Below are 15,888 nucleotides of genomic sequence, written 5' to 3' on the forward strand. Positions count from 1 at the left end.
TCTCGGCTTTACGACTATGGATTTCTTATTGGTGTTCAAGGAGAGATTTGACGAATGACGTTGCTCAAGGCTGTGCTGTGGGACATGGACGGGACGCTGATCGACTCCGAGCCCATCTGGCATCAGGGTGAGGTGGAGATTGCGCGAGCCCACGGCGGCCAGTGGAGCGATGCCTTGGGCTGGAAGGGCACCGGCAAGCCAGTCCCAGTGGTCGCCCAATGCATGATAGACAACGGCACTCAGCTTAGCGTTGAGGAGATTACAGAGACACTCATCCGGTATGTGTTCGATGCCGAAAAGCGCCAGATGCCTTGGGTTCCGGGCGTCGAGCCGGTGTTGCAGGCGCTCGTGGACGCGGGCGTTCCCTGCGTGCTGGTCACCGCTTCACCCCGAGAGATGGCGGACAATCTCATCGCTCAGGCGCCTAAAGGCGCGTTCGTCGGTAGCGTCAGCGGCTCGGACAACCTTCCCAAGAAGCCCGATCCCGCCTCCTACATCGCCGCGGCACGTGTGGTCGGCATCGATGCGGCGAATGATCCACGAGGCATGGCGCAGTGCGTCGCTCTTGAGGATTCTGTACCCGGGTTGCAATCGGCTTTCGCCAGCGGCGCCACCACCATCGCCCAAACTGCCTTCAATCCTTCCGACACTTCCGCCGGTCCTCGGTTCGCCTCCATCGACGGATACGATGGCGTCACTGTCGAGGTGCTTGAGGACTTTGTGCGCCAGAATCTGGAGATAAATCACTGATTTTTGGAGTGATTTCGTTCAGAGGGGACTTTTTATCGATATGCTTGTGAGCTTCGATTACAGAACTGATGTAAAACCGCCATTTTGTGGGTTTGGGTTTGTGTGGGTCGCTGCATTCTGGCATAAAAAGTCCCCTCTGAACAAGGAAAAGCCTGATTTTTCTGTTTTCCCAATCCATTGTTCGTTCCATGAGCACTTTTTGGTGTGAATGAGCGACTTGGCTGACTATCAAAATAACCAATCGTTGAAATTCCGCCATTCGTGATTTCCGTATTCGCATGGTCTCAGAGAGAAAGTGCTCACGAAACGAACAAACGATGAGGATTGGGTTTTTGTAGGATTCCATGATGATTCTGCGTGACTTTTTACACGCTATAACTGGAGTCTATTGCCGAATTTGTCAGATTCCTTTCATGTCGGTCCGTGGCGGCTTTCGTTGTGGTACGCTTGCCCTCAAGACTACGCGAATCTGCGGGTCTACCGTCGATTGTTTTTAGTGATATTTTGGCGGGGAATCAGTATCAACATAGGAGCATCCCATGAATAATCCCAAAGCACAAGGCGTAACGTCAACCCCGACACTAGCCCAGCGCTCGTCGGATTCGTTCAACGCTCCCATCGCAGAGGCCGACCCTGAAATCGCCGTGTTGCTCGACAAGGAACTTCAGCGTCAGCAAGAGGGTCTTGAAATGATTGCCTCCGAAAACTTCGTGCCTCGCGCGGTGCTGCAGGCGCAGGGTTCCGTGCTCACGAACAAATACGCCGAGGGTTACCCGGGCAGGCGGTATTACGGTGGCTGCGAAGTCGTCGACCAGGTTGAAACCATTGCCCAGAACCGTGCCAAGAGCCTCTATGGTGCCGAGTACGCCAACGTGCAGCCGCATTCCGGTGCGCAGGCCAACGCCGCCGTCTATCAGGCGCTCATCAAGCCGGGGGACACGGTGCTCGGCTTGGCGCTCGACCACGGCGGCCACCTAACTCACGGCACGAAAATGAACTTCTCCGGCAGGTTCTACCATGCCGAATCCTACGGTGTCAATCCCGAAACGTTCCGCATCGACCCCGAGATTGTGCGCCAGCGTGCCCTTGAGGTGCATCCGCAGCTCATCATCGGCGGCTGGAGCGCCTACCCGCGTATCGAAGATTTCAAGGCGATGAAGGAGATCGCCGATGAGGTGGGTGCGAAGTTCTGGGTCGATATGGCCCACTTCGCCGGTCTCGTTGCCGCCGGCCTCCACCCGAGCCCGGTGCCGTACGCCGACGTGGTTTCCTCCACAGCCCACAAAACGCTTGGCGGCCCTCGTTCCGGCTTCATCCTGGCCAGGGAGGAGTATGCCAAGAAGCTCAATTCCGCCGTGTTTCCAGGCCAGCAAGGCGGCCCGCTCATGCACATCATCGCTGCAAAGGCGGTGGCGTTTGGCGTGGCAGCGACATCTGCGTTCAGGGATCGCATGCAGCGCACGCTCGACGGTGCGAAGATTCTGGCCGAGCGCCTGAGTGCCGACGATGTCAAAGCCCAGGGCATCACACTGCTCACCGGCGGCACGGATGTGCACCTTGTCATGGTGGATCTTCGCAACAGCGAGATGGACGGCAGGCAGGGTGAGGATCTGCTGGCCCAGTGCGGCATCACCGTGAACCGCAACACCGTTCCGTTCGACCCGCGCCCGGCTTCCGTGGCCTCCGGCATCCGCATCGGTACGTCTGCGTTGGCGTCCCGTGGTTTCGGTGAGGAACAGTACCGTGAGATTGCCGATGTCATCGGCACTGCGCTCGCAGCGGGCAATGATGCCGACGTGGAGGCTCTCCACGCCCGCGTCACCAAGCTGGCCCATGAGTTCCCGCTCTACCCTGGTCTCGACCAGACCCACTGAGCGGTTCACTCCTATTCTCCGCCCTTGAATCCGAGCTGCCGCCACGCCTCATAGATGGCGATCGACGCGCAGTTAGTGAGGTTGAGCGAGCGCAGGCTCGGCCGCATCGGCAGGCGCACTTGTTCGGCCACGTGCGGCCCAGTCATAATGTCCATCGGATCGGGGATATTCCCGGGTTCCGGCCCGAAGAGCAGGATGTCGTCCGGCCGGTATTGCACGTCCGTATAGTTTTTTGTGGCATGGGCGGTGAACGCGATGATGCGTGAGTTCGGCATGGAGCGCACCAAGTCGTCAAAATTGGGGTGCAAGACCACGTGGGCCATGTCATGGTAGTCGAGCCCGGCTCGGCGTAGCTTGGTGTCGCGAAGGTTGAATCCAAGAGGCTCCACCAAGTGCAGAATCGTCCCGGTCACCGCGCACAGGCGAATGGCGGATCCTGTGTTGCCAGGAATGCGCGGGGAGTAGTAGCACAGGTGCGGTGTGACGGTCTGTGTGGCAGCGGCATCGCGTGCGCTCATCATGGCGTCGGTCACGCTGATGGGGTTGCCGTGTGCGTCGGTCACCAACTCATCTGGTCCGTAGTTTGACTTGCGGTAGCCATATTCATACATATCGCTCACCTTGGCCTGCGGGTCTGCGGCTGGTGCCGGTTCGTTCACATGTGCCACTGATTCGGCCTGCCGCTTTGGTTTCATTGCATCTTGCGTCATGGCTCAAACGTATCCCGGTCAACAGACAGTCTTGACCGTTTCCTGTCTCTTTGCCGGCTGTCGAGCAGAATAGTAGGCAGAGTGGCGATTGAGCAGAGCATGTAATGGTTCTTCCCTCTTACGCTGATTAGCGCGAAGCCGCATTCGAGTGCGGGCTCCACTGAACGTCCGCCGGCGGCGCATTCCGCTGATTTGATAGTACGAAAACACAGTGGGGAAGGCGGTGGTGTCTGATGCCTCGAAGTTTCCAAATTGTGAACCTTTACTCAAAATCTGTGTGGTCGGCCGGTTTGGTGCCCACCTCGCGGCACAATAGGACTGTGAATCAAACCAAATCTCATCAAGAAGAATCAGCAGAAACCTCAGAATCCCAACTGGCTCCGACCATGTTGCACCACATTCAGGGGGAACTGGCAGCTTGGTGGGATGAAAACGCCCGCGACCTGCCGTGGCGCTTTGGCCGCACGTCGCCATGGGGCGTGCTCGTTTCCGAAGTGATGAGCCAACAGACCCAGATGAGCCGCGTGGTGCCGTACTGGGTTTCCTGGATGGAGATTTGGCCCACGCCGCAGGCACTTGCGAAGGCGAGCACCGCTGAGGTCATCACGGCCTGGGGCAGGCTCGGCTATCCTCGCCGTGCACTGAGGCTTCAGGAATGCGCTCGTCAGGTCGCTGAGCAGTACCATTGCAAGCTTCCAACGGACTACGACAGTCTGGTGAAACTCCCCGGCATCGGTGACTACACCGCCAGTGCGGTCTTGAGTTTTGCGATGGGCCGTCGCACAGTGGTGCTCGACACCAACATTCGTCGCGTGCTTTCGCGTGTGTTTCGTGGTGAGGAATCAATCGGCGGCTCAGCAACGGACGCGGATCGAAGCCTTGCACAGACCGTTCTGCCACAGGATGATAACCAAGGTGCGCCTGACAGCAGTGCAAAGGCATGTGCGCTCGCCAACGCTGTCACAGGCTTGCGAGCTGATGCCGACGCTCTTCAATCCGGTTGTGTTGCATCCGTTGGTGGACATGCGAGCGCTTCAGGTCTTGACGCAGTCAGCACCCACGCCAACGGTATTTACCGACGCACCAAGCCCAGCGTGGTGTGGAATCAAGCTGTTATGGAGCTCGGGGCTTTGGTGTGCACTGCAAAGAGCCCGCTCTGCAAAGTCTGCCCAATTGCTGATTCCTGCGCTTTCCTTAAGGCAGGTTTGCCGAACTTGGGAGAACGTCGTACACGCCCACGCCAGCGTTTCAAAGGCACCAATCGCCAGGTGCGTGGCATTGTGCTTGATGCGTTGCGCCCTCTCAATGGCGAAAGACTCTCGCGTGCGGAGGTGGAGCGGCTCTGGCCCGATGCCGTTCAGCTTGACTCCTGCATAGCCTCACTTGATGAGGATGGTCTCGTTGTGATGTACCGAGATGGATCGCTGAGCCTGCCCGATTGATTTCGCGGTTTCGTTGTTCATCTTCCACCGCGTTTAGACTGAAGATATGGTGTCAAAAGAGCCTCGTAGATCAGCCCGAACCGGCAAGCCGCTCCAATCGCCGCGTGTCAGCGCTCAGATGAGCCGTGTCTATGTTCGGCGACGTATTGTGGCCGCTTTGGTGGCGGTGCTTGTGTTGGTGCTTATCGTATTTTGCATCTACAGTCTGGTTCGTGGCGCATCCGTCATCAGCGATGCTCTGCCGAATCAGCACTCTTCGGCAATTTCGCGGTCATCGGCTCCTGCTCCCAAAGGCGGAACATCCAAAGGAGGCAAAAGCACTGCTGCGGATTCGAATACCACGAGCACCGGTGGCAAAGAAAATGATGACGCCAAACTGCTTCCTCATTGCAGCGCCAAGGATGTGAAGCTGGAGCTTTCCACAGGTCAGCCGGAGGTTTCCGTGGGCGAGCCCGTTGATTTCAATGCCGTCATCCGCTATAACGAAGCTGCCTATAAGTCCGGCTTCAAAGGCTGCATCGTCGACGGTTCAAATTCCTCGCGAGTCCTTACCATCTCTTCTGCCTCAGACACAGTCTGGCGCTCGGATGTCTGCCCATCCGACCCGCGTAAACTGGCCCTATATAAGACCTCTGACATGAACAAAGACGAGCAGAAGCTCACTTGGCCTGCCGATCGCACCGGATCCACCTGCCAGGATGATGCCCAGCTGCCTCGCGTCGACCGCGGCACATACACCGCACAGCTCAGTCTCAAGGAGCATCCGAGCTTGAAAAGTAATAAGGTGACCATTACCGTCGAATAATGTAGCCTGTTTGATGAAGTTTGAACGTTTTTGAGTGCCGAAAGGGTGCCGAGCGCTCGAATTGGGGTTTATTTTTTCGATAGGGAGATTTTCCGATTTCGGCGGCATAATCATGTAAAGGAATGGCGGAATTTAGGGCTTTTCATATTTCACAGCAAGGCCAAAATCAAAAAATCTCCCTACGTAAAACACCGGGGCAGATTTGTAGCCAGAATTGAGGATTTTTGTGCGGATTGCGAGCCGGTTGCGCGGTTTTCCGTTAAAATTGCCTTATGACATTGAGTATGGGGCAGGGTTTATCGCGCTCGCGAGCGTTGACGGATCTCTTCGAGCAGATTGCGGGCGTACGCTCCGTCAGCGGCGAAGAGACCGGTCTGGCAGACGCAGTTGAAGAATTTTTGCGTGGCCTTGGCTACGGCAACGCCAACGGCGGCGGTGCTGATAGCGCTGCAAGCAACTGCAGTGCAGACAGTCGTGCTGTCGGCACTGAGAACAGTGGCAACAGAGGTGCCGGCAATTGCACCGTCGGCGGTGAAGGTGTCTGCGACAAGGCCAGCCACAATGAGATTCTTGGATTGCATCGCATGGGCGACACGGTGGTGGCGTCCACCAATTTCGGCCGTCCACAGCGCGTCGTGTTGGCCGGCCACCTCGACACGGTGCCAATCATCGACAATTTCCCACCCGTTTGGCTTGAGCCTGGCGACCCGCGCATCCGTGGGGACGTGGCTGCCGAAGCTCCGGAAGACCGTGTGATGTGGGGTAGGGGTGCCACGGATATGAAGGCCTCCGATGCCGTGTTCCTTTACATTGCGGCCCTTGCTGCTCACAGCGGGGCAAGTGGCATCGCTATGCCGAGGTTTCAGTATGATCTCACGTTTGTTTTCTACGACCACGAAGAGGCGCAGGCCGATCTCAACGGCTTGAAGCGCGTATCTGAGGCGCATCCTGATTGGCTGAACGGTGATTTTGCCGTCATCGGTGAGCCCACGAATTGCGGCATTGAGGGCGGTTGCAACGGCACCATGCGTTTCGATGTGGTCACGCATGGTGTGGCTGCGCATTCGGCCCGTGCGTGGATGGGGCGCAACGCCATTCATGATGCCGCGCCGGTACTGGCCAGGCTTGCGGCCTATGTGCCAAAAGACGTTGAGGTCGATGGTCTGATATTTCGGGAAGGTCTCAACGCCACCATGATCTCGGGCGGCAAGGGCACCAACATCATTCCCGATGAGTGCCGCATCCACGTCAATTATCGGTTTGCCCCCGATAAGACCACCGAGCAGGCCAAGGTGCTCATGTTTGCAGACCCTTTGAATGGTTCGAATGGTCTGAACTGTTCGGGCTGTGCGGATGACGCGGATGGCGTAGACGGTCTGGTTGATTCGGACGGCGCGGATGGCATGGCCAGTTCGGATGGTTTGAGCGACTCCTGCGAGTCTGGAAATCATTCTACCATGCCGCGTCTCGGCGGTGGAGAGCAAGTGGCTCAAGGTGGTTTCTTTGCTGGATTCGGCATTGAGATGAAGGATGAGTCTCCATCTGCGCGGCCTGGCATGGATGCTCCTCTTGCGCGTTCGCTGGCTTCGTTGGTCAAAAGCCGCACAGGTCTTGACCCTCAGGCCAAACTTGGCTGGACCGACGTGGCCCGCTTCTCGCTGCTGGGTGTGCCCGCCGTCAATCTGGGTGCGGGTAGTCCGCTGCTGGCGCACAAGGCCGATGAACAACTGCCGGAATCTCAACTGGAGACGTTGGCATCCATTCTGCTTGACTGGCTGTGTGAATGACCCCGGCCGGCAAATGTACGTCGTCGCACGAAGTAGCGACTCCCACGTTGCGTCGGTTTTGCCCACCTGCGGGTGGGAAATCGGATGAAACGGACGTTTTTATTGTGGGATAGTGTCCGTTTCGTCCGTCTATGGATTGGAAGGTTGATGGAACGGACGTTTTTACTGTAGACGCCGTCCGTTTTGTCCAACAATGCAATCAAAGTCCGACGAAACCAACACTAGCGTCACCTGATTTTCTTCATCGCGTTGATTGAGTTGCCAGCCGAGGCCATTATCGCCACGAGGCGCACCGCCTCAACGTCTCATCGTATGGTTGGGTAAGGTCGGTTGTGGTGATGGCGATAGCCATTCAATAACCGCAGGAGATATGCCCAAAATCTAAGGAAGCGGTTTGTCTGGAGCTGTGGTATAATAAATTTTTTGCATGAGGTATGTCATATTGCGGGCATGCTGCAAGTGACGAAGCGCCCGCGTATTTCAGCGTTTTCAGTGTCTGTGAATCGGTATGAGGCCAGTAGAGTCTTGTCAGGCACATTGCGCGGCGTTTCCACGAAAGTATTGAACATAAGCAAGTGATAAGGAACGTCCATTGGCTGATACAAAGCTTCAGACAAGTACCACACAGGTCATTGCCCGTGCCGATCCGCACGACATCGAATTGCACAAGGCCTCTGACCGTGTGAACTTCGGGTCCATTCGTGAGCCCATCGAACCGCCCTATCTGCTGGGTGTGCAGACCGATAGCTATGACTGGCTCATCGGCAACGACCGCTGGAAGAAGCGCGTCGAAGAGGATGAAAAGAACGGCACCCACGTGGTGGCTCATACTTCGGGCCTCGACGAGGTGTTCCAGGAGATTAGCCCCATCGAGAACTTCGCCCAGACCATGAGTCTGACCTTCTCGGAACCCTATTTCGAGGAACCTCGCCACACGGTGCAGGAGTGCAAGGAAAAGGACTACACCTATTCCGCACCGCTCTACGTCAACGCCGAGTTCGAGAACGAAGAGACCGGCGAGATCAAGAGTCAGACCGTGTTCATGGGTGACTTCCCGCTGCAGACCCCGCATGGCACCTTCATCATCGGCGGCACCGAACGCGTGATCGTCTCGCAGCTCGTGCGCAGCCCTGGTGTGTACTTCAGCGCCGACCAGGACCGTACCTCCGACAAGGAGATCTACGGAGCGAAGATCATCCCGAGCCGTGGCGCATGGCTGGAGTTCGAGATCGACAAGCGCGACGTGCTCGGCGTGCGCGTAGACCGCAAGCGCAAGCAGTCCGCCATCGTCTTCCTCATGGCAATCGGCATGACCAAGAGTGAAATCAAGAAGGCCTTCAAGGGTTACCCGCTGGTGCTCGATGCGCTCGAAAAGGAGACCATCGAAACCCAGGACGAGGCTCTGACCGACCTCTACCGCAAGATTCGCCCGGCGGACACCGCCACTGCGGAAGCCGGACGCAATCTCTTGGATTCCTTCTACTTCAACACCAACCGTTACGATCTCGCACGCGTCGGCCGCTACAAAGTGAACCGCAAGCTGGGCCTCGAACGAGATGCCAACGACCGCGCACTGAGCCGTGAAGACATCATCGCCACCATCAAGTATCTTGTGGCCCTGCATGCCGGCGAGAAGACGTTCCCCGGCAAGCGTGACGGCAAGGACGTCGACCTGCGTGTGGAGACCGACGATATCGACCACTTCGGCAACCGTCGTATCCGCCAGGTGGGCGAGCTCATCCAGAACCAGCTGCGCACCGGCCTGAGCCGTATGGAGCGCGTGGTCCGTGAGCGCATGACCACCCAGGACGCCGAGGCCATCACCCCGCAGTCTCTGATCAATATTCGCCCCGTGAGCGCCACCATCAAGGAGTTCTTCGGAACCTCCCAGCTGAGCCAGTTCATGGATCAGAACAACCCGCTTTCCGGCGTGACCAACAAGCGCCGTCTGTCCGCATTGGGTCCCGGTGGCCTTTCGCGTGACCGCGCCTCCATGGAAGTGCGAGACGTGCACCCCTCCCACTTCGGCCGTATGTGCCCCATCGAGTCACCAGAAGGCCCGAACATCGGCCTCATCGGTTCGCTGGCGACGTTCGGCCGCGTCAACCCGTTCGGTTTCATCGAGACCCCGTACCGCAAGGTCGTCGATGGCCATGTGACCGACGAAATCGAGTATATGACCGCCGACCGCGAGTCCGACCACGTCATTGCCCAGTCCAACCAGAAGCTGGACAAGAACGGCAACTTCGTCGACAAGACCGCACTTGTGCGTTCCGCCACCGACGAGGCCGTCGATGTGCCGGTGAGCACCGTGGATTACATGGATGTCTCACCTCGCCAGATGGTTTCCGTTGGCGCCTCGCTCATTCCGTTCCTGGAGCACGACGAGGGCCACCGAGCGCTAATGGGCACCAACATGCAGCGTCAGGCCGTGCCGCTGGTCAAGTCCGAGCGCCCGCTCGTGGGAACCGGCGCCGAGTGGCGCACCGCCGTGGATTCCGGCGACACCATTCTCTCCGAAAAGGACGGCGTGGTCACCTACGTCTCCGCCGACATGATCCGCGTCATGAACGACGACGGCACCACGTCCAGCTACAAACTGGCCAAGTTCCAGCGTTCCAATCAGACCACTTCCTACAACCAGGTGCCGCTCATCAAGGATGGCGAACGGGTTGAAAAGGGTACGGTTCTGGCCGATGGCCCCGCCACCCAAAAGGGCGATCTGGCCTTGGGCAAGAACGTCCTTGTGGCGTTTATGCCTTGGAACGGATACAACTACGAGGACGCTGTCATCATCTCCCAGCGTCTGGTGAAGGACGATACGCTTTCCTCCATCCACATCGAAGAGTACGAAATCGACTCCCGCGACACCAAGCTTGGCCCCGAGGAGATCACCCGCGACCTGCCGAACGTCGGTGAGGACGCGCTTTCGAACCTCGACGAGCGAGGCATCGTCCGCATCGGCGCCGAGGTCGAGGCCGGTGACATTCTGGTGGGCAAGGTCACGCCTAAGGGCGAGACCGAGCTGACTCCTGAGGAGCGTCTGCTGCGCGCCATCTTTGGCGAGAAGAGCCGCGAGGTGCGCGACACTTCGCTGCGCGTGCCCCACGGTGAGACCGGCACGGTGATTTCCATCAAGGAGATCACCCGAGAGGATGCCGAGGAGGACGGCGACGAGCTGCCCAACGGCGTTAACTCCATGATTCGCGTCTACATCGCCCAGCATCGTAAGATCACCGTGGGAGACAAGCTTTCCGGCCGCCACGGCAACAAGGGCTGCATCTCACGCATCCTGCCCGAGGAAGACATGCCGTTCATGGCCGATGGCACCCCGATCGACATCATGCTGAACCCGCTGGGCGTGCCTAGCCGTATGAACCTGGGCCAGGTGCTGGAGCTGCACTTGGGCTGGATTGCCCATGCCGGTTGGAACATCAAGCTCGACCCGGATCTTGAGGCTGCTTGGAAGCAGTACGTGCCGCAGGGCGCCGAGCAGGGCGAGCCGAACACCCCGGTGGCAACGCCCGTGTTCGACGGTGTACGCCCCGATGTCATCCAGGGCCTCTTGAAGACCACACTGCCCAACCGCGACGGCGACAGACTGGTGGGCGACGACGGCAAGGCCACGCTCTACGATGGCCGCACCGGAGAGCCCTTCCCCAAGCCGATCTCCGTTGGCTATATGTACATGCTCAAGCTGCACCACTTGGTGGACGACAAGATCCATGCCCGTTCCACCGGTCCGTACTCCATGATCACCCAGCAGCCGCTCGGAGGCAAGGCCCAATTCGGCGGTCAGCGTTTCGGCGAGATGGAGGTGTGGGCTTTGGAGGCCTACGGCGCCGCTTACACGCTGCACGAGATGATGACCACCAAGTCCGATGACGTGGACGGCAGGGTCCGCGCCTACGGAGCCATCGTGAAGGGCGAGAACCTGCCGCCGGCAGGCATCCCCGAGTCCTTCAAGGTGCTTCTGAAGGAGATGCAGTCGCTGGCCTTGAACGTCGAGGTCTTGAACGCCGACGGCCAGGCCATCGAGATGAAGGAAAGCGATGACGACATCGAGTCTTCCTCTCACGACCTTGGTTTCAACATCGGTGCCCGCCCGGACGCTGCCGCCAAGGAGGATCAGGTCGCGCCCCAGCCGGAATTCCGCTGAGTCTCCGCTTCATTTCCGCATACCCGTTTGGTGCGGCCGCAAACCGTGCCGCACCAGCGGTGAGCTTACAAATCGTGAACAATCATTAACAGACAGGACAAAACGTGCTGGACGTCAACGCATTTGACAAATTGAGAATCGGCCTGGCAACCACCGAGGATATCCACAATTGGAGCTACGGCGAGGTCAAGAAGCCGGAAACCATTAACTACCGTACTTTGAAGCCCGAGAAGGACGGCCTCTTCGGAGAGCAGATCTTCGGGCCCACCCGCGACTGGGAGTGCGCCTGCGGCAAATACAAGCGCGTGCGCTTCAAGGGCATCGTGTGCGAACGCTGCGGTGTGGAGGTCACCCGCTCGCGCGTGCGCCGTGAACGCATGGGCCACATCGAGTTGGCCGCGCCCGTCACCCATATCTGGTTCTTCAAGGGTGTGCCGAGCAGGCTTGGATACTTGCTCGACATCGCGCCGAAAGACTTGGAGAAGGTCATCTACTTTGCCGCCTATATGGTGACGAGCGTGGACGAGGAGCAGCGCCATCAGGACCTGCCCGATCTTCAGGACGAGTTCGACGCCGAGATCGCCAACATCACCAAACGTCGCGACAACGAAATCGAAGAGCGTGCCAAGAAGGTTGAGGTCGATATGGCCGCCCTTGAGGCTGAAGGCGATGTGAAGGCCGCCTCCAAGTCGAAGCTGCGCAACTCCGCCGATCGAGAGATGGCAGCCATTCGCCAGCGCTACGACGACCAGATTCAGCGCCTCAACGCCGTGTTCGACCGCTTCAAGACCTTGAAGCCCGGTGACATGGAAGGCGACGTGGACCTGTGGCAGGAGATGAAGGACCGCTACGGCGACTACTTCGAGGGTTCCATGGGTGCCGAGGCCATCAAGAAGAGGCTTCAGGACTTCGATCTTGAGGCCGCCGCCAAGCAGCTGCGTGAGGAGATCGACACCGGAAGCGGCCAGCGCAAGGCCCGCGCTCTGAAGAGACTCAAAGTCGTGAACGCATTCCTCACCACCGACAACAAGCCCGAGTCCATGGTGCTCGATGCCATCCCGGTGATTCCGCCCGACCTGCGCCCCATGCTGCAGCTCGACGGTGGCCGTTTCACCACCTCGGATCTGAACGACCTCTACCGTCGTGTGATCAACCGTAACAACCGTTTGAAGAGGCTCATCGAACTCGGCGCCCCCGAGATCATGCTCAATAACGAGAAGCGCATGCTGCAGGAGGCCGTTGACTCCTTGTTCGACAACGGCCGTCGTGGCCGTCCTGTCACTGGCGCCTCCAACCGCCCCTTGAAGTCCCTGGCAGACATGCTCAAGGGCAAGCAGGGCCGCTTCCGTCAGAACCTGCTCGGCAAGCGTGTGGATTACTCCGGCCGTTCCGTGATTGTGGTCGGCCCTTCGCTGCGTATGAGCCAGTGTGGTCTGCCCAAGCCCATGGCCTTGGAGCTGTTCAAGCCCTTCGTCATCAAGCGCTTGGTCGATCAGGACTATGCGCAGAACATGAAGAGCGCCAAGCGCCTCGTCGATCGTGCCGATCCGTCCGTGTGGGACGTGCTCGAAGACGTCATCAGCGAGCACCCCGTGCTGCTGAACCGTGCACCTACGCTGCACCGCTTGGGCATTCAGGCGTTCGAGCCCATCCTCGTCGAGGGCAAGGCCATCCACCTGCCGCCACTGGCCTGCGCCGCATTCAACGCAGACTTCGACGGCGATCAGATGGCAGTCCACCTTCCGCTGAGCGTTGAGGCGCAGGCCGAGGCCCGCTCCTTGATGATGGCTTCCGACAATATTTTGAAGCCTGCGGACGGCCACACCGTCACCATGCCTTCCCAGGATATGATTCTCGGTCTGTATTATCTTTCCACCGTCATCGATGGTGCCAAGGGCCAGGGCCGTGTGCTTGGCTCTGTTGAAGAGCTTGAGATGGCCGTTGACCGTCACGACGTGGACGTTCAGGCCAAGGTGCTGGTGCGCCTGCCCAAGGAATTCGTGCTGCCCACCGATTGGGAGCCTGGTGAGCTCAAGGTCGTCGACCCTGAGCCCGGCAGCCCCGATGTGGTCAAAGAGGAGCGGTTCGAGGACGGCTCTGTGCTCTTTGCCACTTCGTTCGGCCGTCTTCGTTTCAACAAGACGCTGCCCACCGACTATCCGTTTGTCAATGAGCAGGTGGCCAAGGGCAAGCTCTCCACCATCGTCGACGACATCGCCATGCGTTACTCCACCGCCCAGGTGGCGGCCACGCTGGACGCGTTGAAGGACTTGGGCTTCACCCAGGCTCCTTGGTCCGGCGTCACCATGGCCTTCTCCGACATCGTGGAGCCCAAGGAACGCCTTGCCATCATTGCGGACTACGAAAAGCAGGCCGATAAGGTCGGCGATCAGTACGACATGGGTCTGCTTACGGAGGAGGAACGCCGTCAGGAGCTCATCAACCTGTGGACCGAGTGCACCGACAAGGTCGCTGACGCCATGCGCGCGAACTTCAAGGACGACAACAATGTGAACATCATGGTGCAGTCCGGAGCCCGTGGAAACTGGATGCAGATTCGTCAGATCTCCGGTATGCGAGGCCTCGTGGCCAACCCGAAGGGCGAGATCATTCCCCGCCCGGTCAAGTCGAACTACCGCGAAGGTCTGTCCGTCCTGGAGTACTTCATCTCACAGCACGGTGCCCGCAAGGGTTTGGCCGATACGGCACTGCGTACCGCAGAATCCGGCTACCTCACCCGTCGCTTGGTGGATGTGGCCCAGGAGGTCATCGTGCGCGAAGAGGATTGCGGCACGAAGCGTGGTCTTGACATGAAGGTGGCCGAGCGCGACGAAAACGGCAATCTGGTGCTCGTCAAGGCGGCTGATGGTGGTCCATACTCTCGTCTGCTCGCCAAAGACGTTATCGATCCGTCCGACGGCAAGACCGTGCTCTACAAGCGGGGTGACGCACTTTCGATGGATGTGTTGCGCGACCTCGTGGCCCACGGCGTGGAGAGTGTCAATGCCCGCTCCGTGCTTACCTGTGAGTCCAAGCGCGGCGTATGCGCCAAGTGCTACGGCTGGTCGTTGGCCACCAACCATTTGGTGGATGTGGGCGAGGCCGTCGGCGTTGTGGCGGCCCAGTCCATCGGCGAGCCCGGTACGCAGTTGACTCTTCGTTCCTTCCACTCCGGTGGTGTGGCTTCCGCTTCCGATATCACCCAAGGTCTGCCTCGTGTCACTGAGCTCTTCGAAGCCCGTACTCCTAAGGGCGAGGCTCCGATTGTTGAGTTCTCCGGCACCGTCAAGGTGGAGGACAACGACCAAGGCCGCAAGGTCACGCTCACCCCTGACGACCAGAATGTCGAGCCGATCACCTACCCGGTGACCCGTCGAGCTCCGCTGCTGGTCAAGGATGGCGAACATGTCGAAGTCGGCACCCAGCTCATCGAGGGCTCCGTCGATCCCAAGAAGATCCTGCGCATCCTTGGGCCTCGTGCCGCTCAGGTGGCCATTGTCGAGGGTGTGCACGACGTGTACCGCTCCCAGGGCGTGGATATCCACGACAAGCACATCGAGGTCATCGTCCACCAGATGCTTCGCCGCATCACCGTCATTGACTCCGGTTCCACGGCGCTTCTGCCCGGTGAGCTGGTCGACCAGGCCAAGTTCCGTGAGGCCAATATCGAGGCTGTGAAGGCCGGTGGCAAGCCCGCCGCGGGTCGTCCGGAGCTCTTGGGCATCACCAAGGCTTCGCTGGCCACCGATTCCTGGCTCTCTGCGGCTTCGTTCCAGGAGACCACCCGTGTGCTCACGGAAGCGGCTCTGGAGCAGAAGTCCGACGAGCTCAAGGGCCTGAAGGAGAACGTCATCATCGGCAAGCTCATCCCTGCCGGCACCGGTTTGGCTCGCTATCGCAACGCGAAGGTGGAGCCCGACAAGGCCATCCGCGACACCATCTACCCGAACTTCGGCTTGGGTGGCGACGGTACGGTTGATGGCTTCCAAGATGATGCTGGCGATGTGGACTTCTCCAACATCGACTTTGGCGATTTGAAGCTGGGCGATGATTTCAATCCGGACGACTTCCTCGATGACCAAGGTGGCCAAAGCGATTTGAGCGATATCACGTCGAATGATTCAGACAGCACGAATCTTGGTTTTGAAGGTGGTGCAGGATTTGGCGATCATCTGGATCTCGGTGGTGATTTCCATGCAGGCACCGATAGTGCGGATGCTGGCGACAGCAACAACGCTGATTCCGGCAAATCGCAGGAGAAAACCGAATAATAGGTAATTGAGTCGCTAACGCCACTGTTTGGGTTTAACCATGGATTCGAACAGTGGCGTTAGCTATTTCTGCCTGGCGCATTTTGACGC

Annotated in this window: 8 protein-coding genes; 7 read left to right on the top strand and 1 reads right to left on the bottom strand. The window is 58.8% G+C overall.

Annotation, left to right across the window (positions count from 1 at the left end; genetic code table 11):
• The first annotated feature begins 54 nt into the window (after nucleotides 1-54).
• Together ACSYSS_RS00640 and glyA are read left to right on the top strand one after the other, a co-directional pair.
• On the top strand, nucleotides 55-750 hold the full coding sequence (locus ACSYSS_RS00640; protein ID WP_491703617.1) for an HAD family hydrolase: 696 nt from the start codon (nucleotides 55-57) through the stop codon (nucleotides 748-750).
• 539 nt (nucleotides 751-1,289) lie between these two features.
• Complete coding sequence (glyA, locus tag ACSYSS_RS00645; RefSeq protein WP_491703618.1) at nucleotides 1,290-2,624, top strand: serine hydroxymethyltransferase; 1,335 nt, start codon at nucleotides 1,290-1,292, stop codon at nucleotides 2,622-2,624.
• A gap of 11 nt (nucleotides 2,625-2,635) precedes the next feature.
• Here glyA and ACSYSS_RS00650 read toward each other — a convergent pair whose 3' ends face one another.
• The gene (locus ACSYSS_RS00650) at nucleotides 2,636-3,235 is read right to left on the bottom strand and encodes a tRNA (cytidine(34)-2'-O)-methyltransferase (RefSeq protein WP_491704303.1); all 600 of its coding nucleotides are present in this window, start codon (nucleotides 3,233-3,235) and stop codon (nucleotides 2,636-2,638) included.
• Between the two features lie 485 nt (nucleotides 3,236-3,720).
• Between ACSYSS_RS00650 and ACSYSS_RS00655 the strand changes: the two genes are divergently transcribed.
• The 5 genes from ACSYSS_RS00655 (at nucleotide 3,721) to ACSYSS_RS00675 (ending at nucleotide 15,798) form a co-directional block, all read left to right on the top strand.
• Nucleotides 3,721-4,776, top strand: coding sequence for an HhH-GPD family protein (locus ACSYSS_RS00655; protein WP_491704304.1), 1,056 nt, complete (start codon nucleotides 3,721-3,723; stop codon nucleotides 4,774-4,776).
• A gap of 46 nt (nucleotides 4,777-4,822) precedes the next feature.
• Entirely contained in the window at nucleotides 4,823-5,581 is a 759-nt protein-coding gene (locus ACSYSS_RS00660; protein WP_491703619.1) for a hypothetical protein, read from the top strand.
• 272 nt (nucleotides 5,582-5,853) lie between these two features.
• A complete protein-coding gene (gene dapE, locus ACSYSS_RS00665; protein WP_491703620.1) occupies nucleotides 5,854-7,368 on the top strand; it encodes a succinyl-diaminopimelate desuccinylase in 1,515 nt (504 codons plus the stop codon).
• A 592-nt stretch (nucleotides 7,369-7,960) separates the two neighbouring features.
• Entirely contained in the window at nucleotides 7,961-11,527 is a 3,567-nt protein-coding gene (gene rpoB / locus ACSYSS_RS00670; protein WP_491703621.1) for a DNA-directed RNA polymerase subunit beta, read from the top strand.
• Between the two features lie 104 nt (nucleotides 11,528-11,631).
• Nucleotides 11,632-15,798: a DNA-directed RNA polymerase subunit beta' gene (locus ACSYSS_RS00675; protein WP_491703622.1), complete on the top strand. Its 4,167-nt coding sequence runs from the start codon at nucleotides 11,632-11,634 to the stop codon at nucleotides 15,796-15,798.
• Nucleotides 15,799-15,888 lie beyond the last annotated feature (90 nt).

The sequence above is a fragment of the Bifidobacterium sp. ESL1118 genome (assembly GCF_058505595.1).

Coding starts and splice junctions, on each gene's coding strand:
- ACSYSS_RS00640 (WP_491703617.1), top strand. CDS start 55: ATGACGTTGCTCAAGGCTGTGCTGTGGGACATGGACGGGACGCTGATC.
- glyA (WP_491703618.1), top strand. CDS start 1,290: ATGAATAATCCCAAAGCACAAGGCGTAACGTCAACCCCGACACTAGCC.
- ACSYSS_RS00650 (WP_491704303.1), bottom strand. CDS start 3,235: ATGTATGAATATGGCTACCGCAAGTCAAACTACGGACCAGATGAGTTG.
- ACSYSS_RS00655 (WP_491704304.1), top strand. CDS start 3,721: ATGTTGCACCACATTCAGGGGGAACTGGCAGCTTGGTGGGATGAAAAC.
- ACSYSS_RS00660 (WP_491703619.1), top strand. CDS start 4,823: ATGGTGTCAAAAGAGCCTCGTAGATCAGCCCGAACCGGCAAGCCGCTC.
- dapE (WP_491703620.1), top strand. CDS start 5,854: ATGACATTGAGTATGGGGCAGGGTTTATCGCGCTCGCGAGCGTTGACG.